This is a genomic window from Variovorax sp. PAMC 28711 (assembly GCF_001577265.1).
In the GTDB taxonomy this organism is placed as follows: Bacteria; Pseudomonadota; Gammaproteobacteria; order Burkholderiales; family Burkholderiaceae_C; genus Variovorax.
The window spans coordinates 3,012,329-3,035,060 of the sequence record NZ_CP014517.1; the positions used below are offsets into that span (position 1 = coordinate 3,012,329).

22 protein-coding genes and 1 tRNA gene are annotated in these 22,732 nt (G+C 66.4%); 13 read left to right on the plus strand and 10 right to left on the minus strand.

Going from position 1 to position 22,732, the window contains the following annotated elements; genetic code table 11:
• Position 1 precedes the first annotated feature (1 nt).
• Positions 2–976: a Bug family tripartite tricarboxylate transporter substrate binding protein gene (locus AX767_RS14660; protein ID WP_068632010.1), complete on the minus strand. Its 975-nt coding sequence runs from the start codon at positions 974–976 to the stop codon at positions 2–4.
• Complete coding sequence (locus AX767_RS14665; RefSeq protein ID WP_068632011.1) at positions 973–2,037, minus strand: CDP-6-deoxy-delta-3,4-glucoseen reductase; 1,065 nt, start codon at positions 2,035–2,037, stop codon at positions 973–975. The genes AX767_RS14660 and AX767_RS14665 overlap by 4 nt, the downstream gene beginning before the upstream one ends.
• A 37-nt stretch (positions 2,038–2,074) precedes the next feature.
• Between AX767_RS14665 and AX767_RS14670 the strand changes: the two genes are divergently transcribed.
• On the plus strand, positions 2,075–2,998 hold the full coding sequence (locus AX767_RS14670) for an NAD-dependent epimerase/dehydratase family protein (protein ID WP_068632012.1): 924 nt from the start codon (positions 2,075–2,077) through the stop codon (positions 2,996–2,998).
• Positions 2,999–3,020: 22 nt separating this feature from the next.
• On the opposite strand, the gene AX767_RS14675 is transcribed toward AX767_RS14670, so the two are convergent.
• The 4 genes from AX767_RS14675 to AX767_RS14690 form a co-directional block, all read right to left on the minus strand.
• Complete coding sequence (locus AX767_RS14675) at positions 3,021–3,743, minus strand: ABC transporter ATP-binding protein (protein WP_068632013.1); 723 nt, start codon at positions 3,741–3,743, stop codon at positions 3,021–3,023.
• Between the two features lie 10 nt (positions 3,744–3,753).
• Positions 3,754–5,700, minus strand: coding sequence for a branched-chain amino acid ABC transporter ATP-binding protein/permease (locus AX767_RS14680; protein ID WP_068632014.1), 1,947 nt, complete (start codon positions 5,698–5,700; stop codon positions 3,754–3,756).
• An 11-nt stretch (positions 5,701–5,711) separates the two neighbouring features.
• Positions 5,712–6,587: a branched-chain amino acid ABC transporter permease gene (locus AX767_RS14685; RefSeq protein ID WP_068632015.1), complete on the minus strand. Its 876-nt coding sequence runs from the start codon at positions 6,585–6,587 to the stop codon at positions 5,712–5,714.
• 79 nt (positions 6,588–6,666) lie between these two features.
• On the minus strand, positions 6,667–7,806 hold the full coding sequence (locus AX767_RS14690) for an ABC transporter substrate-binding protein (RefSeq protein WP_156481134.1): 1,140 nt from the start codon (positions 7,804–7,806) through the stop codon (positions 6,667–6,669).
• A 239-nt stretch (positions 7,807–8,045) separates the two neighbouring features.
• Here AX767_RS14690 and AX767_RS14695 point away from each other — a divergent pair, with 239 nt between their 5' ends.
• Both AX767_RS14695 and AX767_RS14700 read left to right on the plus strand, forming a co-directional pair.
• On the plus strand, positions 8,046–9,401 hold the full coding sequence (locus tag AX767_RS14695; RefSeq protein ID WP_068632017.1) for a cache domain-containing protein: 1,356 nt from the start codon (positions 8,046–8,048) through the stop codon (positions 9,399–9,401).
• Complete coding sequence (locus AX767_RS14700) at positions 9,398–10,033, plus strand: response regulator (RefSeq protein ID WP_068632018.1); 636 nt, start codon at positions 9,398–9,400, stop codon at positions 10,031–10,033. The genes AX767_RS14695 and AX767_RS14700 overlap by 4 nt, the downstream gene beginning before the upstream one ends.
• Before the next feature lie 18 nt (positions 10,034–10,051).
• On the opposite strand, the gene AX767_RS14705 is transcribed toward AX767_RS14700, so the two are convergent.
• Positions 10,052–10,136, minus strand: a tRNA-Leu gene (locus tag AX767_RS14705).
• 122 nt (positions 10,137–10,258) lie between these two features.
• Between AX767_RS14705 and cysM the strand changes: the two genes are divergently transcribed.
• From cysM to AX767_RS14725, 4 genes are read left to right on the plus strand one after another with little or no spacing between them, the layout of a single operon-like run.
• A complete protein-coding gene (gene cysM / locus AX767_RS14710) occupies positions 10,259–11,161 on the plus strand; it encodes a cysteine synthase CysM (RefSeq protein WP_068632019.1) in 903 nt (300 codons plus the stop codon).
• Positions 11,158–11,694, plus strand: coding sequence for an NUDIX hydrolase (locus AX767_RS14715; protein ID WP_068632020.1), 537 nt, complete (start codon positions 11,158–11,160; stop codon positions 11,692–11,694). Before cysM ends, AX767_RS14715 begins: the two co-directional genes overlap by 4 nt.
• Before the next feature lie 27 nt (positions 11,695–11,721).
• Positions 11,722–11,949: a sulfurtransferase TusA family protein gene (locus tag AX767_RS14720; RefSeq protein ID WP_068632021.1), complete on the plus strand. Its 228-nt coding sequence runs from the start codon at positions 11,722–11,724 to the stop codon at positions 11,947–11,949.
• A 9-nt stretch (positions 11,950–11,958) separates the two neighbouring features.
• Positions 11,959–13,062, plus strand: coding sequence for an SGNH/GDSL hydrolase family protein (locus AX767_RS14725; protein ID WP_068632022.1), 1,104 nt, complete (start codon positions 11,959–11,961; stop codon positions 13,060–13,062).
• Between the two features lie 3 nt (positions 13,063–13,065).
• On the opposite strand, the gene galU is transcribed toward AX767_RS14725, so the two are convergent.
• Together galU and AX767_RS14735 are read right to left on the minus strand one after the other, a co-directional pair.
• The gene (galU, locus tag AX767_RS14730) at positions 13,066–13,956 is read right to left on the minus strand and encodes a UTP--glucose-1-phosphate uridylyltransferase GalU (RefSeq protein WP_068632023.1); all 891 of its coding nucleotides are present in this window, start codon (positions 13,954–13,956) and stop codon (positions 13,066–13,068) included.
• Between the two features lie 103 nt (positions 13,957–14,059).
• Positions 14,060–16,945 carry a valine--tRNA ligase gene (locus tag AX767_RS14735; RefSeq protein ID WP_068632024.1) on the minus strand — a complete coding sequence of 962 codons (2,886 nt, stop codon included), beginning with the start codon at positions 16,943–16,945 and terminating at the stop codon, positions 14,060–14,062.
• A gap of 57 nt (positions 16,946–17,002) precedes the next feature.
• Between AX767_RS14735 and yaaA the strand changes: the two genes are divergently transcribed.
• The 6 genes from yaaA to AX767_RS14765 all read left to right on the plus strand — a co-directional run bounded on the left by yaaA (position 17,003) and on the right by AX767_RS14765 (position 21,543).
• Positions 17,003–17,788, plus strand: a complete 786-nt coding sequence (yaaA, locus tag AX767_RS14740; RefSeq protein WP_068632025.1) for a peroxide stress protein YaaA — start codon at positions 17,003–17,005, stop codon at positions 17,786–17,788.
• 13 nt (positions 17,789–17,801) lie between these two features.
• Positions 17,802–18,641 carry a 2OG-Fe(II) oxygenase gene (locus AX767_RS14745; RefSeq protein ID WP_068632026.1) on the plus strand — a complete coding sequence of 280 codons (840 nt, stop codon included), beginning with the start codon at positions 17,802–17,804 and terminating at the stop codon, positions 18,639–18,641.
• A gap of 15 nt (positions 18,642–18,656) precedes the next feature.
• Positions 18,657–19,568 (plus strand): alpha/beta fold hydrolase, encoded by a 912-nt coding sequence (locus tag AX767_RS14750; protein ID WP_068632027.1) that lies wholly within the window; start codon positions 18,657–18,659, stop codon positions 19,566–19,568.
• Positions 19,565–20,431 (plus strand): NADPH-dependent 7-cyano-7-deazaguanine reductase QueF, encoded by an 867-nt coding sequence (gene queF / locus AX767_RS14755; RefSeq protein WP_068632028.1) that lies wholly within the window; start codon positions 19,565–19,567, stop codon positions 20,429–20,431. The genes AX767_RS14750 and queF overlap by 4 nt, the downstream gene beginning before the upstream one ends.
• 84 nt (positions 20,432–20,515) lie before the next feature.
• Positions 20,516–20,866 carry a response regulator transcription factor gene (locus AX767_RS14760; RefSeq protein ID WP_068633737.1) on the plus strand — a complete coding sequence of 117 codons (351 nt, stop codon included), beginning with the start codon at positions 20,516–20,518 and terminating at the stop codon, positions 20,864–20,866.
• Complete coding sequence (locus AX767_RS14765) at positions 20,863–21,543, plus strand: hypothetical protein (protein ID WP_068632029.1); 681 nt, start codon at positions 20,863–20,865, stop codon at positions 21,541–21,543. The genes AX767_RS14760 and AX767_RS14765 overlap by 4 nt, the downstream gene beginning before the upstream one ends.
• Here AX767_RS14765 and AX767_RS14770 read toward each other — a convergent pair.
• On the minus strand, positions 21,486–22,634 hold the full coding sequence (locus AX767_RS14770) for a DNA topoisomerase IB (RefSeq protein ID WP_068632030.1): 1,149 nt from the start codon (positions 22,632–22,634) through the stop codon (positions 21,486–21,488). The two genes, AX767_RS14765 and AX767_RS14770, sit on opposite strands and share 58 nt — an antisense overlap.
• Positions 22,635–22,732: the final 98 nt, after the last annotated feature.

Here is a 22,732-nt window from a genome sequence, read left to right on the forward strand (position 1 = left end):
GTCAGTCCACCTTCGCGCCGGTGGCCTTCACGACCTTTTCGTACTTGCCGAGTTCGCTCTTCATGAACGCAGCGAACTGCTCCGGCGTGCTCGACACGGGTTCGGCCAGCAGCGTGGCGAAGCGCGTCTTCGTCTCGGGCGAATTGAGCGCCGCGACAAAGGCCTGGTTCAGTTTCACGACCACGTCGTGCGGCGTGCCGGCCGGCGCGACCAGTCCCCACCAGGTGTCGATCGAGAAACCCTTGAGCGTGTCCGAGACCGGCGGCACATCGGGCAGCGATGCACTGCGCTTCAACGTCGTCACCGCGATCGCCTTCAGCTTGCCGGCCCGGATGTTGGGCGCGGCCGTCGCGAGGTTGTCGAAGTTGAAATCGACCTGGCCCGAGAGCAGCGCCAACTGCGCGGGATTGCCCCCGTTGTATGGAATGTGCACCGCGAAGATGCCCGCTTCCTTCTTGAACAGCTCGCCGGCGAGGTGGCCGGCGCTGCCGTTGCCGCCGCTGCCGTAGTTGAGCTTGGCGGGATTGGCCTTCGCGTAGCGGATGAGGTCGGCCACGGTGTCGATCTTCAGGCGCTGCGCCGTCTCGGCGTTCATCACCAGCACATTCGGCACGCTCACCATCTGCGTGATGGGCGCGAAGTCGGTCGCCGCGTTGAACGGCATCTTGCTGTAGAGCCACGGGTTGACCGCGTTCGTCGCCGTGGCCGCGATGCCGATCGTGAGGCCGTCGGGCGCCGCCCTGGCCACGGCGTCGGCGCCAATGTTGCCGCCAGCGCCCGGCTTGTTGTCGATGATGACCGTGCCCAGCGAATCCTTCACGCGTTCGGCCAGAACGCGCGCGGTGACGTCGATGGGGCCGCCGGCCGCATAGGGCACGACGAGGCGGATGGGCCGGCCGGCCGGCTGCGCTTGCGCCATCGGGGAGGCGGCGAGTGCGCCGAGCGCGATCCAGGTGGCGAGGGTGCGTCTTTTCATGGCTGGGCCTTGTCTGCTTCGGTGGTGAACGCGTCCGCGAAGAATTCCTCTTCCGGAAGACCGGCTTCGGCCATGTAATCGCGCTTGGCGGAATCGACCACGATCGGCGCACCGCAGGCGTAGACCTGGTAGCCGGAGAGGTCGGGAAAATCTTCGAGCACGGCGCGGTGGACGAAGCCGGTGCGGCCTGTCCAGTTGTCTTCAGGCACCGCGTTGGAGACCACCGGCACATAGCGCAGGTTGGGCAGCTCCGCCTGGTGTTCGCGGACCCAATCGTCCATGTACAGGTCTTCCGGCCGGCGGCCGCCCCAATACAGCGTGGCGGGCCGGTCGATGGCCTTGAACTTCATGTGTTCCAGCAGCGCCTTGATCGGCGCGAAGCCGGTGCCGGAAGCCAGCAGCACGATCGGCTTGTCCGAATCCTCGCGCAGGAAGAAGCTGCCGTAAGGCCCTTCGATGCGGAGGATTTCCTTTTCCTTCATCGCGCCGAACACGTGGTCGGTGAACTTGCCGCCGGGCAGGTGGCGAATGTGCAGCTCGATGCCGGTGCCGGGTTCGCCCAGCGTGTGCGGCGCGTTCGCCATTGAGTAACTGCGTCGCGCGCCGTCGCGCAGGATGAACTCGACGTACTGGCCCGCGTGGAACTGCAGCGGTTCGCCCGCAGGCAATTGCAGGCGCAGCATCACGACGTCGTGCGACTTTTTGACCAGCGCCGCGACCCGCGCCGGCATCTTGCGGATCGGGTAGGCGTTGGCCTCGGTGACCTGGCGCGACTCGAGTACCACGTCGCTTTGCGCGAAGGCGCAGCAGGTCAGCACGAGCCCGGCGAGTCGTTCCTCGGCGCTCAGCGCCTTGCTCTGGTGCGGGCCGAGCGTCACCTCGCCCGAGAGCTTGCGGCATTTGCACGAGCCGCAGGCGCCGTCCTTGCAGCCGTAGGGCAGGCCGATGCCCTGTCGGATGCCGGCAGCCAGGATGGTTTCGTCGGCGTGGACGGCGAAGCGTCGCCCGCTCGGTTCGACCGTGATGGAAAAGCCCGCTTCGTGCGGCGCGGCGCTGGTCATGGGTATTCTTGGGTGAATCGCTAAAGGGAACCGGATTTTGCCTTCAATCAACAGCCCCATCGGTGCAAGGCCTGCACGCTTTCGCCGCCCGCGGGTGCTCATCGTCGGCTGCGGCGACGTGGGGATGCGCGCCGCACAGATCCTCCGGGGTCGCGTACAGCTCGTCGCCGTCACGTCCACGCCGGACCGGCGGCCGGCATTGCGTGCGGCCGGGCTCGTGCCTGTCGTCGCCGATCTCGATGTGCCTGCATCGCTGCGGCGTCTGGCAGGGGTCGCGACCCGCGTGATGCATCTCGCGCCGCCCGCCAGCGTGGAGGGCGCGCACTGGTGGCGCGATGCGCGCACGACGGCGTTGGTGCGTGCGTTGCGGTTGCGGTCGCTGCCGGACGCGTTCGTCTACGGCTCGACCAGCGGCGTGTACGGCGACTGCGGCGGGGCGCTGGTGAACGAAACGCGCGGCGTGCGCCCGCACACGCCCCGCGCGCACCGTCGCGTCGATGCCGAGCGCGCGGTGCGCTGGCTCGGCCGGGCCGGCGTGGCGACGCGCATCCTGCGCATTCCCGGCATCTATGCGGCCGACCGAAAAGGCGGCACGCCGCGCGAGCGATTGCACAAGGGCACGCCGGTGCTGCGCGCCGAGGACGACGTCTACACCAACCACATCCATGCCGACGACCTGGCGCGTGCCTGCGTCGCGGCCTTGTGGCGCGGCGGCACGCAGCGCACCTTCAATGTGAGCGACGACAGCGGCATCTTGATGGGCGACTACGTCGACCTGGCGGCCGACCTGTACGGCCTGCCGCGGCCGAAACGGATCGCGCGGGAAGAAGCACAGGCGCAGTTGCCGCTGTCGTTGCTGAGCTTCATGGGCGAATCGCGCAGGCTCGACAACACGCGGCTCAAGCGTGAGCTGCGTGTGCGGTTGCGCCATCCGACGGTGGCGACCGGGCTTCGCGCCTGAGTCGCGCGCGCCGGTCGCAGGGTCAGTGACCGCCGCCGAGGTACGCCGCTTTCACGGCGGGGTCGTCGCGCAGCTTTTCGGCCGGTCCGTGCACCGAGATGCGGCCGTTCTCCAGCACGTAGCCGTAGTCGGCCACCTTGAGCGCTGCCGCCGCGAACTGCTCCACCAGCAGCATGGTGACGCCCTCGCTTTTGAGCCGCGCGATGATGCGGAACACTTCCTCGACCAGGATGGGCGCGAGGCCCATCGACGGCTCGTCCAGCAGCACGACTTCGGGGTTGAGCATGATGGCGCGCGCCATCGCCAGCATCTGCTGCTCGCCGCCCGAGAGCGTGCCGGCCAGCTGCGTGCGCCGTTCCTTCAGGCGCGGGAAGAGCTCCAGCGCGCGTTCGAGGTCGGCGTTGACGTCGCCTTTGGGGCGGCTGCCGGTCAGCCGCGGGAACGCGCCGAGGATGAGGTTGTCGGTCACCGTCATGGTCGCGAACACGCGCCGTCCCTCGGGCGAATGCGCCAGGCCGAGCTTGGCGATGTGATACGACTCGAGCCCGTCGATGCGCTTTCCGTTCAGCGTGATCTCGCCGCCCGTGGGCGCGATCATTCCGGACACGGCGCGCATCGTGGTCGTCTTGCCGGCGCCGTTCGAGCCGATCAGCGTCACGACCTTGCCCTTGGGCACTTCGATCGAAATGCCCTGCAAAACCTGCACCTTGCCGTAGCCGGCGAAAAGATCTTTGATGGTCAGCATGGTGTTGTCCTCAGGCAGGGTGCGCTTCGGTGTCCTGGCCGCCGAGGTACGCCTCGATGACCTTCTCGTCGGCTTGCACCGCGGCAGGCTCGCCCTCGGCGATCTTCTGGCCGAAGTCGAGCACCGAGACCGTGTCGCACATGCTCATCACCACGTCCATGTGGTGCTCGATCAGGATCACGGTCACGCCGTGGTCGCGGATCTTGCGGATGATCGCGATCAGTTCCTTGATGTCGGGTGCGGTCAGGCCGGCCGCCGGTTCGTCGAGCAGCAGCAGCTGCGGATCGAGCGCCAGCGCGCGGGCGATTTCGAGGAGCCGCTGCTTGCCGTAGGGCAGGTTGCGGGCTTCTTCCTGCGACAGGTCTTCCAGCCCGACGAAGCGCAGCAGGCCGAGCGCGCGCTCGATCGAGGCTACGCTCTCGCGCCGGTAGCGCGGCGTGTGCACCGACACATCCAGCAGGTTGCTCTCGAAAGTGTGGTGCAGGCCAACCTGCACGTTCTGTTGCGCGGTCATTTCGCCGAAAAGCTGCACGTTCTGGAAGGTACGCGCGATGCCTGACAACGCGATGTCGGACGACGTGCGACCCACCAGCGAACGCCCCGCAAAGGAGATGGCGCCGGCCGTCGGCACGTAGATGCCGGTCAGCACATTCATCATCGTGCTCTTGCCCGAGCCGTTGGGGCCGATCAGGCCGTGGATCGTGCCGCGCTTGATGCTCAGGTCGACGTTGTTGAGCGCCTTCAGGCCACCGAACTGCATCAGCACGCCCTTCGCGTTCAGCACTTCGGCATCGCCGCCAGCGCCGCCCGCCTGCGCGACCGCATCCGCCGGTGCGATCTGCACCGCGCCGTTGATGTCCGAACGCGCCAGTGGCCGCTTGAGGTTGAGCGCGCTGCGCACGAACCCGACGATGCCGTCCTGCAGGTAGTACACGACGAACAGCGTGATCACGCCAAAGATCGACAGGCGCCAGTCGGTCATGGTCTGCAGCCAGAACGAGAGCGCGGCCAGCGCGACCGTGCCGACGACCGGAATCGCCATGTGCTTCGGCGTGGTCTTGCCGCGCTGCACTGCCACCACCGCCACCACGGCGACGATCACCGCCAGCGCGACCGACACGTAGCGGAACATCTCGATGTCGTCGAGCAGCTTGGGCAGCAGCACGATGATCGTGGCGCCGACCAGGCTGCCGATGCGGCTCTTGCGTCCGCCCATGATCACGGCCAGCAGGAACAGCACCGTGAGCTCGAAGTTGTACGAGTTGGGCGAGATGTATTGCTCCGAGTACGCGTAGAGCGAACCGGCCAGGCCCGCGAAGCCCGCGCTGATCACGAAGGCATAGACCTTGTAGCGGTACACCGAGACGCCCATGCAATCCGATGCCACCGGGCTGCCGCGCAACGCCTCGAACGCGCGGCCCAGATGCGAACGCAGGATGCGGTGCACCACGATGAGTGCCAGCACCATCAGCACCGCGACCAGCCAGTAATACTCGCGCTCGTCGAGCTTGTGGCCGAAGAGCGAAGGTTTTTCGAGCTTGATGCCCATCGGGCCTTCGGTGAGGAAACTCATCTCGTTGATGAGGATCTGGATGATCGTGCCGAAGGCCAGCGTCACCATCGCGAGGTACGGGCCCGACACGCGCAGCGCCGGCAGCGCCAGCAATGCACCGAAGCCGGCGGTGAACAACACGGCGGCAGGCACGGTGAGCCAGATCGGCGCGGCCAGCTTCATCACCATGACGCCGGCGGTGTAGGCGCCCAAGCCGAAGAGGCCCGCATGGCCGAGCGACACCTGGCCGGTGTAGCCGACCACGATGTCCAGCCCGAACAGCACGATCGCGTAGATCATGATCGTCTCGAGCAGGTGAATGTAGTAGGGGTTGTCGATGCCGAGCGGGAACAGCATCAGCGCGGCGAAGCCGATGACGTAGAGGAGGAAATGTTGCTTTTTCATGCTGTCGGTCCTCAGACCTTCTTGATCGCGGTCTTGCCGAAGAGGCCGGCGGGCCGCACGGCGAGCACGATGAGCAGCAGCACCAGGCCGGGCACGTCCTTGTAGCCGGTGCTCAGGTAGAAGCCGGTGGTGGTTTCGGCGATGCCGAGGATGATCCCGCCCACCACGATGCCCATGCCGCTGGTCAGCCCGCCGATGATCGCGACGGCGAAGGCCTTGAGCCCGAGCACCGCGCCCATGGTGGCGCCGGTGAGCGTGAGCGGCGCGATCAGCACGCCGGCGAAGGCCGCCGTCATGGACGACAGCGCGTACGAAAAGGTGATCACGAGCCCGGTGTTGATGCCCATCAGCTTGGCGGCATCCCGGTCGTTGAAGGTCGCGACCACGGCCTTGCCGTAGATCGTCTTGCGGTTGAAAAATTCCACCGCCAGCATCATCAGCAACGCACCGCCGACCACCAGGATTTCCATCGGCAGCACGTTGGCGTTGAGGAACTTGAGCGGCGATTCGGGCAGCGGCGACGGGAACTTCAGGTCGTCTCGGCCCCACACGTTTTCCGCCACGTTCTTGAAGATGATGCCCAGCGCGATGGTCGACATGATCCAGCCGAACTCGCTCTTGATCTTGATGGCGGGCCGCACGCCGATGCGTTCCACCACGGCGCCCTGCACCGCGCCGAACAGGCACACGATGGGGATCATCAGCCAGTAGTTCACGCCGAGGCCGACCAGCGTCAGGCCGACCAGTGCGCCGAGCATGAGTGCATCGCCCTGACCGAAATTCAAGGTGTCGGAGGTCGCGAAGGTGAGCTGGTAGCCGAACGCGATGACGGCGTAGATCATGCCCAGCGCGATGCCGCTGAAGATGAGTTGGGTCAGGATTTGCATGGCGACTCTGATAGGTCAACAAGAAAACGCGCCGCCGCAGGACCGTTGTCCTCGTGGCGGCGCGAGCGGGTGTAGCGGGTTACTTCTTCAGGCGGACCGTGCCGGCCGACTTCTGGTCTTCGGCGTTCGCGAAGATCACGCGACCGCCCTTGACTTCACCGAACACCGGAATGTTCGCGGTGATGGCGTCGTGGTCGTCCTTGCTGAAAGGCTTGGTGTAGGTGGTCACCACGCCTTCGACCGGCGTCTTCAGATCTTCGAGCGCGGCCTTGATCTTCGGACCCTCGGTGTTGCCGGCCTGCTTGATGGCGGCGGCCAGCAGGTAGATCGAGTCGTAGCCTTGCGCGGCCGACACCGGCGAATCCATGCGGTTGTTCTTCGGCTTGAAGGTCTTCACGAAGTTGTCGATGAAGGCCTTGCGCTTGGGCGTCGTAGGTTCCTGGATGAAGGTCTGCGGCATGCGCGCGCCATCACCGCCGGGGCCGGCGTTGTCGATGAAGTTGGCCATCGCCAGCGTCCAGCTTCCGATGATCGGCACCTTCCAGCCCAGCTTGGTCATGCCGTTGGCGATCTGTGCCAGCTCAGGGCCGATGCCGTAGGTCAGCACCGCTTCGGCGCCAGCTTCCTTGGACTTCAGCAACTGGGCCGTCATGTCGACGTCCTTGATGTTGAACTTCTCGACAGCGACTGGCGTGATGCCCTTGGCCTTGAGCGCCTTCTCCAGGTCTTCGCGGCCCAGCTGGCCGTAGTTGGTGGAGTCGGCCAGGATCGCGACCTTCTTGTAGCCGCGACGCGTGACCGCTTCTTCCACGATCATCGGCGCCTGGATGCTGTCGTGCGCCGCGTTGCGGAACACGTAGTTCTCGGGGTCCTTGTCGAACTGGTGCGTGATGATCGAACCGGTCGCCACGTTGTTCAGGACCGGAATCTTCGCGTCCTGGAAGAAGCGCTGCGAGGCGAGCGCCACGCCGGTGTTGATGTAGCCCACGACGGCGACGACCTTCTCCTTGTTGATGAACTCCTGGGCGATCTGCACGCCGCGTTCGTTCTTGCCTTCGTCGTCGCGCTCGACGAGCTGGATCTGACGGCCCATCACGCCGCCGGATTTGTTGATTTCCTCAGCGGCGAGGCGCACGCCGTCGCGCATGCTCACGCCCATCGACGACGAACCGCCGGTGAACGGACCGTCGACGCCGATCTTGATCGGGTCGGCGGCCATGGCGAAAGTGGTGAGGGCGGCCAGCGCAACGGCCGTGGCGAATTTTTTCGGGAATCGGATCAAGGTGTGTCTCCTGCAGAGGTTGTGTTTAGCGGTTCCAGGCGGCGCAATTATCGGTGGCACTGTTAATTTTTGTATGCGCATGACTGCGGGGATGCCCTCGGTAGTAATGCATAAGGGAAAACGCGAAGTCGCCTCGACGAGATGCGAACCCGCAGCGGCAACGCACAATCACGCCCATGAAACCGAAGGCGAAGATCCTCCTGCTCGCCGTCGCGCCGCTGTTGTTCGCCATCGCGGCGATCGGCGGACTTCTGGTGGTCGAAACCCAGCGGCTGGAGGCGCGGCAGGCCCAGGTGCTCGAAGAGGTCCTGCTCACCGGCAAGCGCGAGGAACTGCGCAGCTACATCGCGCTGGCGCTCACCTCCATCGGCAACCTGTACGGCGCAGGCCGCGACGACGAGGCCGCCAAGGAGCAGGCCAAGGCCATCCTCTCGAGCATGAATTTCGGCGACGACGGCTACTTCTATGTGTACGACCGCGAGGGCCTGACGCTGGTGCATCCGCGCCAGCCCGAGCTGGTCGGCCAGAACCTCTGGGACCGGCGCGACACCGAGGGCACCTACATGATCCGCGAGCTCATCGCGCGGGCGCACGAAGGCGGCGGCTACCAGCGCTACCTGTGGCCCAAGCCGTCGACCGGCCGCATCGAACGCAAGCTCGGCTACTCGGTCGAGCTGCCGCGCTGGGGCTGGATGCTCGGCACCGGCATCTACCTGGACGACGTCGATGCGGCGGCCGCCAAGCTGCGCGGGAGCTTGCTGGTCAGCATCCGGCAAACGCTGCTCGGCCTGGCGACGGTCGCGATGATCGCGTCCCTCGCCGTGTTCGCCGGCGGGCTGGCGCTCAACATCAGCGAGCAGCGCCAGGCCGACCGCAAGTTGAAGGCGCTGGCGCACCGCGTGGTGAGCTCGCAGGAAGACGAGCGCGCCCGCGTCTCGCGCGAACTGCACGACCACATCTGCCAGCTGCTCGTGTCGATCAAGTACCAGTTCGAACTGGTCGGGCACCGGCTGACCCATCCGGGCGACGCGCCGGTGACCGCGATCGACAAGGAGATCGGCGCGCTGTCGCAGGCGATCGGCGAAGTGCGCCGGATCTCGCACGACCTGCGGCCTGCGTTGCTCGACGATCTCGGCCTGCCGGCCGCGCTGGAACACATCGGCAACCAGCTCGCGCAGCGCAGCGGCCTGACTGTGACCGTGTCGCCGCATGTGCAGGAAGAGCGGCTGCCGGAGCTGCAGGCGGTGAGCCTGTTCCGCGTGGCGCAGGAGGCGCTGCGCAATGTCGAGCGCCATGCGGGCGCGAGCCGCGTCGACATCCGGCTCGACGATGCGCACGACCGGCTCGAACTTCGCATCACCGACGACGGCCGCGGCTTCGACGTGCAGAACGTCGAGCTCAGCAAGGACCGCGGCATCGGCCTCACCAACATGCGCGAGCGCGTGGAGCGAAACGGCGGCCAGTTCCAGCTGTTCTCGCAGCCGGGCCGCACCGCGCTGGTGGCCAGTTTTCCGTTGGCGGCGCACGCATGAACGATCTTCCTGGACCGATCCGGCTCGTCATCGTGGACGACCATTCGCTGGTGCGCGACGGGCTGCGCGCGCGGCTGGCAGTGGTGCCGCACCTGCAGGTGATCGGTGAAGCGGCGAGCGGTGCCGAAGCGCTGGCGCTGGCCGCGGCCGATCCACCCGACCTGATGCTGATCGATGTCGGCATGCGCGGCATGAACGGCATCGAGCTCGCGACCGCGCTGCGCGCGCGCCATCCCGAAGTGCGGGTGTTGATGCTGAGCATGTACGACAACCGCGAGTACGTGCTGAGCGCGATTCGCGCGGGCGCCAGGGGCTACGTGCTGAAAGAGTCGCCGACCGAGGAAATCCTGAGCGCGATCAGCGCGGTGTGCGGCGGCGGCAGTTACTTCAGCGCGCAGGTGTCCGACCTGATGCTGCAACTGGGCGCGACGGTGCCGCAACTCACGGCGCGCGAGCACGAAGTGCTGTTGCTGCTGGCGCACGGGCGCTCGAACAAGCTGATCGCGAAAGAACTGGACATCAGCGTGCGGACCGTGGAAACCCACCGGTTCAGCCTGCGTCGCAAGCTGGGGGTGGATTCGGCGAGTGAACTGCTGAAGATCGCCGTGACGAACGGCTGGACCACGCTGTGAGCGCGGGTCCTGAAAACGTGGTGCCCGGGGCCGGAATCGAACCGGCACACCTTTCGGTGGGGGATTTTGAGTCCCCTGCGTCTACCAATTTCACCACCCGGGCACGAGCAGGAAGCAAGCCCAAAATTATGGCACAGTCGTCCGCATGAATCCCCCCAAGCTCACTTTGTTCGCCACCCCCCTGCGGGGGGCCAGCGCCCTTCGGGCGGCCGCGCAGGCGCTGCGATGAAATACCCGACGATCGAAGATGCCATCGGCAAGACGCCGCTGGTCTCGCTGCAGCGCATCGACGCGGCCGAGAATGCCCGGCGCGGCAACGTGCTTCTTGGCAAGCTCGAAGGCAACAATCCGGCCGGTTCGGTAAAGGACCGCCCGGCGCTCTCGATGATCAAGCGAGCGGAAGAGCGCGGTGAAATCAAGCCCGGCGACACCCTGATCGAAGCGACTTCCGGCAACACCGGCATCGCTCTCGCGATGGCGGCCGCCATCAAGGGTTACCGCATGGTGTTGATCATGCCGGAGGACCTGTCGGTGGAGCGCGCGCAAACCATGAAGGCGTTCGGCGCCGAGCTGGTGCTCACGCCCAAGAGCGGCGGCATGGAGTACGCGCGCGATCTGGCCGACCAGATGGTGGCGCAGGGCAAGGGCCGCGTGCTCGACCAGTTCTCCAACGCCGACAACCCCCGGATTCACTACGAGACGACCGGCCCCGAGATCTGGGCCGACACGAACGGCAAGGTCACGCATTTCGTGAGCGCGATGGGCACCACCGGCACGATCACCGGCGTCTCGCGCTTCCTGAAGGAAAAGAGCAGCGCGGTGCAGATCGTCGGTGCGCAGCCCGAAGAAGGCTCCCGCATCCCGGGCATCCGCAAGTGGCCGGAAGAATATCTGCCGAGGATCTATGAGCCCAGCCGGGTCGACCAAGTGGTCAACGTGAGTCAGGACAACGCGGAGGAAATGTGCCGCCGGATGGCCCGCGAAGAGGGCATCTTCGGCGGCATTTCCGCTGCCGGCGCGCTCTGGGTCGCGCTCGACATCGCCAAGACCGTGGAGAACGCGGTCATCGTGTTCATCGTGTGCGACCGCGGCGACCGTTACCTCTCCACCGGCGTCTTCCCGGCATGAGCGCGCCCGACCCGAAGTTCTGCCAGGCCTGCGCCACGCCGCTCGAATGGATCGAGTCGCTGGAAGACGGCGGGCCCAAGGCCCGTTTGCGTTGCCCCGCTTGCGGCCACACGCACTGGAACAACCCGACGCCGGTGCTCGCCGCCATCATCGAATACCGAGGACAGGTCTTGCTGGCGCGCAACGCGGCATGGCCGACCAAGATGTACGCACTGATCACCGGTTTCATGGAAGCCGGCGAAACGCCGCAGGAAGGCATCGCGCGGGAGATCAAGGAAGAAACCAACCTGGAAACGAGCGAGCTCAACCTGGTCGGCGTCTACGATTTCAAGCGCATGAACCAGGTGATCATCGCGTACCACGCGGTGGCCGACGGCGAGGTGTCGCTCTCGCCCGAACTGGTCGACTATCGCCTGTACGACCTGCCAGCGTTGCGCTGCTGGCCGGCCGGCACCGGCTACGCACTCGCCGACTGGCTGCGCACGCGCGGCCACGAACCCCAGTTCCTGGAATGGCCGAAGCCGGCCTCCTAGAATCTTTTCCAGTTTCAAGGAACGGTGATGCACATCCACAAAGAACTCGATACGCGCGGTCTCAATTGCCCGCTGCCCATCCTCAAGGCCAAGAAATCGCTCAACGACATGCAGAGCGGCCAGCTGTTGAAGGTGGTCGCCACCGACGCCGGCTCAGTGCGTGACTTCCAGGCCTTCGCGCGGCAGACCGGCAACGACCTGGTCGAGCAGCAGACCGTCGGCAGCGATTTCATCCACGTCCTGCGCCGGCGCTGAAGCAGCGCCGTGAGAAGGCTCGGGCGCCTTGCCGTTGCGGGTGGCTTCGCACTGCTCTTCGCCGCTGGCGTCGTGGCCTTCAACGTGGGGAGTGATGCCTTGCCAGCCAGTGCCTTGAATCGCCCCGTGCCGGCCGACGCCATTCCGCTCGCCGTGCTGGGCGACTCCAACAGCCATTCCTACCAGGACAGCCTGGCGTTCAAGCCGGGCAGCGAGGGCCGTGGCGGCGCCTTCCGGGCGCGCACCTTCAACTGGATCGAAATCATCGCGCGGCTCCGAGGCAAGGAACTGGACCCCGGGCCATGGGGGGTCTGGGGCCACTCGGGCGTGATCGCATCGGCGCGCGAGGCTCTGGGCGCGAGCGGTGACCGTGCGCCCAGGAAGGAAGACTATCGCTACAACTTCGCCAATTCAGGCGCCGGTTGCGCGAACCTGATGGCGGGGCGGTTCCAGCAAGCGCCGCGTTTGCTGGCACTGATGGACACCGAGGCCGACCGCTGGAAGCGGGGCGTCGTCGTGATCCGCATGGGGCTCAACGACTGGGCAGGCCAGCTGGACGTCATCGCGCAAGACCCGGCTGCGCCCGGCGTGCGGGACGTGACCGCCCGATGCACCCGTGCGATTCGGGAGACCGTCGCGCTCATTCACGCGACGCATCCCGAGACGAAAGTGCTGGTCGTCGGCATCGTCAATGAAGCGGACGACCCGGGCTACGTCGATCGCTTCGGCACCGCGCGCGAAAGCGCCAACATCGACAAGGCCCTGAACGACTTCAACGGTTCCCTGCGCGCCCTGGCCGAGTCGTCGAACAACACGGCCTACTTCGACGATGCAGCATGGGTGGTGGCGCGCTGGGGCCGGCGCGACGCCGAAGGCCGACCCGACTACAAGACCGTGGCGATCGGAACAACGCTGCAAGTCGCTAACACCGCTGGCGACGACCCGCGCAATGCGCTGGTGGCCGATCACCACGCCGGGCTCGTGTGGAACGCGCTCTGGGCGCAGTCGCTGGTGGCGCGCCTGAACAATGCGTTCGGGTTGCCGCTGACACCGATCAGCGATCAGCAGGTCGCCGACTTCGTGCTGCCGCTCGCGCAGCAGCCGCCGAGGTAGCCCTTAAAGCGGCAGGCTCTTCAGGTAAGCGCGAAACGACGCGCCCACTTCAGGGTGCGCCAGCGCCAATTCGACGGTGGCTTGCAGGAAGCCTTCCTTGGCACCGCAGTCGTAGCGTGTGCCCTGGTACGAATAGGCGTAGACCGCCTCTTTCTTCATAAGGGAGGCGATGCCATCGGTCAGCTGGATTTCGCCGCCGGCGCCGCTCGACTGCTTGCGAATTTCCGCAAACACAGCCGGCGTGAGGATGTATCGGCCGGCCACGCCCAGGCGCGACGGTGCGGCCTCGGGTTTCGGCTTTTCGACCATCTGGTTGACCTTGACCAGGCGGTCTTCGACCGGGTCGCCCGCCACGATGCCGTAGCGCTTGACGTGATCCAGCGGCACTTCCTGCACCGCGAGCAACGAGCCCCCGAGCTTCTCGAACATGCGCGTCATCTGCGCCAGCACGGGCTCGCCGCCGTCCGGGCCGACCATCAAGTCGTCCGCCAACAGCACGGCGAAGGGCTCGTTGCCGACCAGGTGCTCGGCGCACAGCACGGCGTGGCCGAGGCCCAACATGCGCGGCTGCCGCACATACGAGCAGGTCATGTCGTCGGGCATGACCGAGCGGGCGATGTTGAGGAGTTCGATCTTGCCGCTGGCTTCGAGTTGGCTCTCGAGCTCGTAGGCGGTGTCGTAGTGGTCCTCGATCGCGCGCTTGTTGCGGCCCGTCACGAAGATCATGTCGCGGATGCCGGCGGCATACGCTTCCTCGACGGCGTACTGGATCAGCGGCTTGTCGACCACCGGCAGCATTTCCTTGGGCTGGGCCTTGGTCGCAGGCAGAAAACGGGTGCCGAAGCCCGCCACTGGAAATACGGCCTTGCGAATGCGTGTCGGAGAAGTGGACATGGGCGATCAGACGTCGGTTCGGGAAAAAAAGAGAGGCAGGGCCCGCCAGGGCGCAGCCGCCCCGCCGGTTTCGAATACTAAATGCCGCCCGCGTTGCGGTCTGTCAGCCGAGGCGCACAAGCTGATCGCCGAGGCGTTCCAGCGTCGTGCTGAAGTCGGCGAGCCGCTTGCGCTCCTGCTCGATCACCAGCGGCGGCGCCTTGGCAACGAAGGCTTCGTTGCCCAGTTTGCCGTTCACCCGGACGATTTCGCCTTCGATCCGCGCGATCTCCTTGGCGATGCGGGCCTTTTCCGCGACCTTGTCGATTTCCATGTGCAGGCACAGCCGCACCGCGCCGACCACCGTCACCGGCGAGGCCTCGGCGGCGCTCGACCACGACGTCGAATCGTCGAACACGCGGACTTCCTTCAGCTTGGCCAGCGCCTGCAGCACCGGCGCCGCATCGCGCAGGAAGGCGGCGCCTTCGGCGTCGTCGGCCACCGCATACAGCGGCAGGCGGGTGGCTGGCGAGACGTTCATCTCGCTGCGCAGGGCGCGGCATCCGTCGACCAGCGCCTTGAGCCGCGCCACATGGGCTTCGGCGGCTTCGTCGATCTTCTCCGGCTGGCTCTGCGGGTAGGCGGCCACCATGATCGATGCGCCTTCGCGCCCTGCGACGGGCGCCACCTTCTGCCAGAGTTCTTCCGTGATGAACGGGATCACCGGGTGCGCCAGGCGCAGCAGCGTTTCGAGCGTGCGGATCAACGTGCGCCGCGTGGCGCGCTTTTGTGCATCGGTGCCGGTCTGGATCTGCACCTTGGCGATTTCCAGGTACCAGTCGCAGAACTCGTCCCATGCGAACTGATAGATCGCGTTGGCCACGTTATCGAGCCGGTAGTCCTCGAAGCCCCTGGCGACGTCGGCCTCGACGCGCTGCAGCTGCGACACGATCCAGAAGTCGGCACGGCTGAACTTCAGGTAGCCGTGCGCCGGACCGCCGACCTTGCAGTCTTCCTTGCTGTGCTCCATCAGCCCGCAGTCCTGGCTTTCGCAGTTCATCAGCACGAAGCGCGTGGCGTTCCAGAGCTTGTTGCAGAAGTTGCGGTAGCCCTCGCAACGCTTCGAATCGAAGTTGATGCTGCGGCCGAGTGAAGCGAGCGACGCGAAGGTGAAGCGCAGCGCATCGGCGCCGAAGGCCGGGATGCCTTCGGGGAATTCCTTCTGCGTGTTCTTGCGCACCGCCGGTGCGGTCTCGGGCTTGCGCAGGCCCTGGCTGCGCTTGTCGAGCAGTTCAGGCAAAGCGATGCCGTCGATCAGGTCGACCGGGTCGAGCACGTTGCCTTCGGACTTGCTCATCTTCTTGCCCTGCGCATCGCGCACCAGGCCGTGGATGTAGACGTCCTTGAAGGGCACCTGGCCGGTGAAGTGCTTGGTCATCATGATCATCCGGGCGACCCAGAAAAAGATGATGTCGTAGCCGGTGACGAGCACCGAGGAGGGCAGGTAGCGCGCCAGATCGTCGGTCTTTTCGGGCCAGCCGAGCGACGAGAAAGGCACCAGCGCGGCCGAGTACCAGGTGTCGAGCACGTCCTCGTCGCGGCGGAGTCGCTTGCCGGGCGCCTTGGCCTGCGCTTGGGCTTCGTCTTGCGCCACGTACACCGTGCCGTCCTCGTCGTACCAGGCCGGAATCTGGTGGCCCCACCAGAGCTGGCGCGAGATGGTCCAGTCCTGGATGTTCTCCATCCAGTGGTTGTAGGTGTTGACCCAGTTCTCGGGCACGAAGCGCACCTCGCCCGACTTCACCACGTCGATCGCCTTCTGCGCGATCGATTGCCCGTCGTGGCCCGGCCGTGTCATCGCGACGTACCACTGGTCGGTGAGCATCGGCTCCACGATGGCGCCTGAGCGCGCGCAGCGCGGCACCATCAGCTTGTGCTTCTTGACCTCGATCAGCAAGCCGAGCGCGTCGAGGTCGGCCACGATGGCCTTGCGCGCCACGAAGCGGTCCATGCCACGGTACTTCTCGGGCGCGTTGTCGTTGACCGTCGCGTCCAGCGTGAGGATGCCGATCACCTCGAGTTGGTGACGCTGGCCGACCGCATAGTCGTTGTAGTCGTGAGCCGGCGTGACCTTCACCACGCCGGTGCCGAAGGCCTTGTCGACGTAGTCGTCGGCAATGATCGGGATGAGCTTGTCCACCAGCGGCAGCTTCACGTGCTGACCGATCAGTTGCTTGTAGCGCTCGTCTTCCGGATGCACCATCACCGCCGTGTCGCCGAGCATCGTCTCGGGACGCGTGGTGGCCACCACCAGCGTGCCGCTGCCGTCTTCCAAAGGATAGGCGATGTGCCAGAGCGAGCCGTTTTCCTCTTCGCTCTCGACTTCCAGGTCGCTCACCGAGGTCTTGAGCACCGGGTCCCAGTTGCCCAGGCGCTTGCCACGGTAGATGAGGCCTTCGTCATAAAGCTGCACGAAGGTCTGCGTGACCACCTTCGACAGGTCGTCGTCCATCGTGAAGTACTCGCGGCTCCAGTCGACGGTGTCGCCCATGCGGCGCATCTGCTGCGTGATGGTGTTGCCCGACTTTTCCTTCCACTCCCAGACGCGCGCGACAAAGTTCTTGCGGCCGAGTTCGTGACGCGAGACCTTCTGTTCCTGCAGCTGGCGCTCCACCACGATCTGCGTGGCGATGCCGGCGTGGTCGGTGCCCGGCACCCACAGCGTGTTGTCGCCCTTCATGCGGTGGTAGCGCGCCAGGCTGTCCATGATGGTCTGGTTGAACGCATGGCCCATGTGCAGCGTGCCGGTCACGTTGGGTGGCGGCAGCTGGATCGCAAAAGCGTCCTGGCCGTCTTTGGGCATCTGCGTGCCGCGGTAGCCCGCCTTCGCGTAGCCCCGTCTTTCCCACTCGGGCCCCCAATGTGCCTCGATGGCAACGGGTTCGAACGATTTGGAGAGGCTGTCGAGGCCCGGCTGGAGGGCGGGCTGGGGGGAGGTGGTATCGGTCATGGGCGGACAATTTTACCGGGGGCCCATCGGCCTTCCGCCGCCGCAGATAATCGTTCGATGCTGTTTCTGCTCTCTCCTGCCAAGTCGCTCGATTACGACACGCCGCCCCCGGTCGGACTGCCCGCAACCCCCCCCCATTTCGAAGGCCCGCGCGGCCCGTCCACGGAACTCATCAAGCTGCTTCGCGCGAAGTCGCCGCAGGAGATCGCAGCGCTCATGCACCTTTCGGACAAGTTGTCGGCGCTCAACGTCGGGCGCTATGCCGCCTGGGCCAGCAAGAGCACCGACCAGAACGCGAAGCAGGCCGCGCTGGCCTTCAACGGCGACGTGTACGGCGGACTCGACGCCAAAAGCCTCACGCCGACGCAGCTCGCGTGGGCGCAAGACCACCTTTGCATCCTGAGCGGTCTCTACGGCGTGCTGCGGCCGCTCGACCGGCTGCAGCCCTACCGCCTCGAAATGGGCACCCGCCTGGCCAACCGCCACGGCAGCGACCTCTACGCGTTCTGGGGCGCGCGCATCGCCGACCACCTGAACGACCGGCTCGCTGCAGACCACACGCCGGTCGTCATCAACCTCGCGTCGCAGGAATACTTCAAGTCGGTCGACCTGTCGGTGCTGAAGGCGCGCGTTGTCGAGTGCGTGTTTCAGGAAGGCAAGGGCGATCACTACAAGATCGTCAGCTTCTTCGCCAAGCGCGCTCGCGGCCTGATGGCGCGCTGGGCCGTGCTGCACAAGACGGCGACACCGAAGGCGCTGGAAAAATTCGACCTCGAAGGCTACGGGTTTGCGGCCGCCGTGTCGTCGCCCGACCGCCTGGTGTTTCGTCGACAGGCGGCTTGAAGGACAACGCAGCATGACCCAGGTGATCAGTCCCGAATTGCGTGCCTGGGTCACGGCGCAACTGGCTGCGGGCCACTCGTTGTCCGCGTTGCGCGGCTCGATGCGCGATGCCGGCTGGCAGGCCGACATCGCCGATGCCGCGCTGCTGGAGATCGAATCGCAGGACACCGGCCTGGCCGCTGTCGCACCGGCCCGCGTCGCGCTGCCGGGCCCCGATCTCGACGGCGCGCCGATGCATCTGGACGCTGGCGACCGGCGGGTGCGCGTGCTGCAAACGCTGCGGCACCCGCGTGTCGTCGTGTTCGGCGACCTGCTTTCCGCGGCGGAGTGCGAGGCGCTGATCGCCGCAGCCCGCGTGCGGCTGGCGCGCTCCCTCACCGTCGAGACGCAAACCGGCGGCGAGGTGCTGAACGTCGATCGCACCAGCGACGGCATGTTCTTCGAGCGCGGCGAGAACGAGATCGTCGCGCGCATCGAGCTGCGCATCGCGCACCTCCTGCAGTGGCCGCTCGAATTCGGCGAGGGTCTGCAGGTGCTGCGCTACGCACCCGGTGCGCAGTACCGGCCGCACTACGACTACTTCGACCCGGCCGAGCCCGGCACACCGACCATTCTGCGGCGTGGCGGCCAGCGCGTCGGCACCTTGCTGATGTACCTGCAGGAGCCGGAGCAGGGCGGCGCGACCACCTTCCCCGATGTCGGGCTCGAAGTCGCGCCCACGCGCGGCACCGGCGTCTTCTTCAGCTATGACCGGCCCGACCCGGCCACGCGCACATTGCACGGTGGCGCGCCCGTGCTCGCGGGCGAAAAGTGGGTCGCGACCAAATGGCTGCGCGAGCGCGAATTTGTCTGACTCAGCGGGACCACCATGAAATTGACAGCAAACGGTTTGCAGATCGAAGTCGAAGACACCGGCGGCGAGGGCCGTCCGGTGGTCCTGCTCATCATGGGTCTGGGTATGCAACTCATCGCCTGGCCCGAGCCCTTTGTGAAAGGCCTGGTCGACGCGGGCTTTCGGGTGGTGCGACACGACAACCGCGACATCGGCCTCTCGCAGGGCTTCGATCACGCAGGCATCGGCAACCTCGTCTGGCAGACCGTGCGCCAGCGGCTCGGCCTGCCGGTGCAGTCGGCCTATGCGCTGCAGGACATGGCGAACGATTCGATCGGCGTGCTCGATGCCCTGGGCATCGCCGAGGCGCACATTGTCGGCGCGTCGATGGGCGGGATGATCGCCCAGCGCGTCGCCGCCACGGCGCCGAAGCGTGCCGCGAGCCTGGTCAGCATCATGAGTTCGAGCGGCGCGCGCGGCTTGCCCGGTCCGCGTCGCGATGTCGGCGCCGCCCTGCTGCGCCGTCCGACTGGGAAGAACGAGGCGGCGCTGGTCGCGCACAGCCTCGGCTTCATCAAGCTGATTGCGAGCCCGGCGTATCCGCAGCCCGATTCAGCGATCGCCGAACGCGTCACCTTCGCGATGCGCCGCGCGTATCACCCGAGCGGCATGCTGCGCCAGATGCTGGCCATCGGCGCCGACGCGGGCCGCGAGAAAGTGCTGCCCTCCATCACCGCGCCGACGCTTGTGCTGCATGGCGAGGCCGACGCGCTGGTGCCCATCGAATGCGGCCAGGACACGGCGCGCCGCATTCCGGGCGCGACCTTCGTGCCGGTGCCCGGCATGGGCCACGACCTGCCGCCCGAAGTCGGGCAGATTCTCCTGGGCCACATGATCCCGTTCATGCGCGAGGCTCCCCCATCCGCCAACGCAAAGGCAAGCGCATGACGCACGGCATTCCCGATTCGCCTGAAGGCTCGCAGCTCGGCCGCACCTCGGCCTATATCGACCAGTACGACCCGACGCAACTCTTCCCGATCGCGCGCACCACCAAGCGCGAAGCGATGGGCATTCGCCCCGACGCGCTGCCCTTTTTCGGCGCCGATCTCTGGACCGCATTCGAGCTCAGCTGGCTCAACCTGCGCGGCAAGCCGCAGGTCGCGCTCGCGCACTTCACCGTGCCCTGCGAAACTCCGAACATCATCGAGAGCAAGTCGTTCAAGCTCTACCTCAACAGCTTCAACGGCACGGCCTTCGCCAGCATCGACGAGGTGCGGGAGCGGCTGCGCGTCGACCTCGCCGAAGCCCTGTGGCGCGGCAGCGACCGCAGCGCCGGCATCGGCGTTCGACTGGTGACGCCGGAGCTGTTCGATCGCGAGCCGGTGCACGAGCTCGACGGGCTCGACCTGGACCGCCTCGACATCGAATGCACGCACTACCAGCCGGCGCCGCACCTGCTGCGGGTCGATGGCCTGACCGAGATGCCGGTCACCGAAACGCTCACCAGCCGCCTGCTCAAAAGCAATTGCCTCGTGACCGGCCAGCCGGATTGGGGCAGCGTGCAGATTCGCTACACCGGCCTGCCGATCGACCAGGCCGGGTTGCTCGCGTACATCGTGAGCTTTCGCAATCACAACGAGTTCCACGAGCCATGCGTTGAGCGCATGTTCACCGATATCTGGCGCCAGTGCCGCCCCACCCAGCTCGCGGTGTACGCGCGCTACACGCGGCGCGGCGGACTGGACATCAGCCCGTTTCGCACCAGCTCGCCGCAAACCCTGCCGCCGGCCTTTCGAACCGCGCGCCAGTAGCCGGCGCGGCGAAGTAGGCTCGCTCCTACGCCCGCATCGGAATCCCGCGCGGATACTCTTCAGCTTTTGTTCCAGGAAGTCACCGTGAATGTGCTGATCGTCGACGACAACGAAGCTGCGGCCGACCTGCTGCAAGAGTTGCTTTCGCTGCAGGACCACACCGTTCGCTGTACCTACACGGCGCAGCAAGCCCTCGATGCTTGCGCCGGCGAGATGTTCGACGCTGCGCTCATCGACCTCACGCTGCCCGATCGCCCCGGCATCGAGGTGGCGCGGCACCTGCGCTCGTCCGCCGTCGTGGGCAAGACGCCGCTGCTGGTGGCGATCTCCGGCCTCTCGGCCGGCGACACGCCCGGTGCGGCCGGCGTGTTCGATCACTACCTGCAAAAGCCGATCGATTTCGATGCGCTCGACCGCATCCTTGCGCTGCAATGAAGGCGTCGCCCAGCGCGCGCAGCTGGATCGCTGCCGGCGTCCGGCACGAGCTGCTCACGCGCGCCTTGCCCGCCCTGCGCCACGACATGGCCGCGCCGGTGTCCGTCATCCGCATGGCATTGCTCATGCTCAAGCGGCAGGTCGCCGCTCCCGAGCTGGATGCGGCGGCTGCGGAACAGCGCGTGGCACTGATCGACGACCAGATTGGCGCTCTTGTGACCGCCATCCGCTCGCTGCGCGACTGGGAGCTCGCCATTGGCGACCACGGCATCACGCGCAGTGCGCTGGTCACGCAGTGCACCGGTCTGATGCGGGCCGCATTCGACCTGAACGGCGTCACGCTCGAGGTCGATGAATCGCTGACGTCGGAGGCCGACGAAAGCACCTGGGACGGCGGCGCCGCGCTGCGTTATCTGATGCTCGGCGTGCTCGGCTACCTGCACGATTTCGTGGACGAGCTCGGCAGCATCGCGGTGACGCCGGATGGCAGCGACGCGCTGCGCTTCACAGCAACGCTGCGCCGTCCAGACCAGGTCGACCGGATGGTCGAGGACCATCGCGCACCCCGCGCATTGGCCATCGATGCCGTCGCGCTGCAGTCGCTGGCGGACGATCTCGGCTATGCCGTGACGGTCGAGCCCGACGCCGTTCGCCTCGTGCTCGCGCTGCCGCGCTGAGCGCGTGCCGCGCGGCGGCGCTCCGATGACAGGAAAGCCAGCAATCGCGCTTCGGCGGCACGCAGCCGGCTCGCGCCTTGTGTGCCGCGGCCGCTGATCGATTTCCACACCGCCTGCATGCCAGCCGGGTCGCTTGAAAGCTGGCCGCCGAGGGAGAGCACGGCCGGATGCACATAGGACTTCTTGCAAACCGCCGGCGTGTTGCCGAGCTGTTTGGCCACCGCGCCGATGATGTCCTTGGCGCTGTAGCGCGCGGCGGCGGCGTCTTCCAGTGCCGACTCGTTGTGGTCGCAGGCCAATCGGGTGAGTTCGAGTGCTTGCACCGTGCCGTGCCAGGTGCGGAAATCCTTGGCGGTGAAGCCGTTGCCGGCGGCGTCGCGCAGGTAGTCGTTCACGTCGCTCGACGAGACGCCGTGCGGTGCCCCGTCGTCGCCGATGTACTGGAACAAGGCTTGCCCCGGCAGCTGCTGGCAACTGCGCACGACCTTGGCCACCCGCGGATCGTCGAGGCTCGCCTCCTGCATCACGCCGCTCTTGCCGCGAAAACTGAGCTTGAGCGCACTGCCACGTACAGCCGCGTGCTGGTTGCGCAGCGTGGTGAGCCCGTACGAGCCATTGCTGCTCGCGTATTCCTCATTCCCCACGCGCACGAAGGTGGTGTCGAGCAGACGCACCAGCGTGGCGAGCACGCGGTCGCGGCTCAGCATTTCGCCGGCGGTCTTCAGGTCGCGCGCCACGCGGGCCCGGATCTTCGGCAGCGCGCGCCCGAACGCTTCGAGCCGTTCGAACTTGGTCTCGTCCTTCAGCACGCGCCAGTCGGCGTGGTAGCGGTATTGCTTTCGCCCACGCGCGTCCATGCCGGTGGCCTGCAGATGACCGTTGTGCAGCGGACAGATCCAGACTTCGGTGTAGGCCGGCGGAATCGCCAGACGCTGAATGCGGGAGATTTCGTCCACGTCCTGCAGCCACTTGCCTTTCACGTCGCGGTAGCGAAAGTTGGTGCCGCGCTTCACGCGCGACCAGCCGGGCATGTGCGCGTCGACATAAACGAGGCCGTTGGCAAGAAGAGGCGGACGCGAAGTGGTGGGCATGGAGATTGCGAACGAAAATGAAATGAGGGTGTCCGCGACAGCGCGCGGCACCGCTGTAGGACGGCGCAATCGTCCGCGGTGCGATGGGCGCTTTTTCA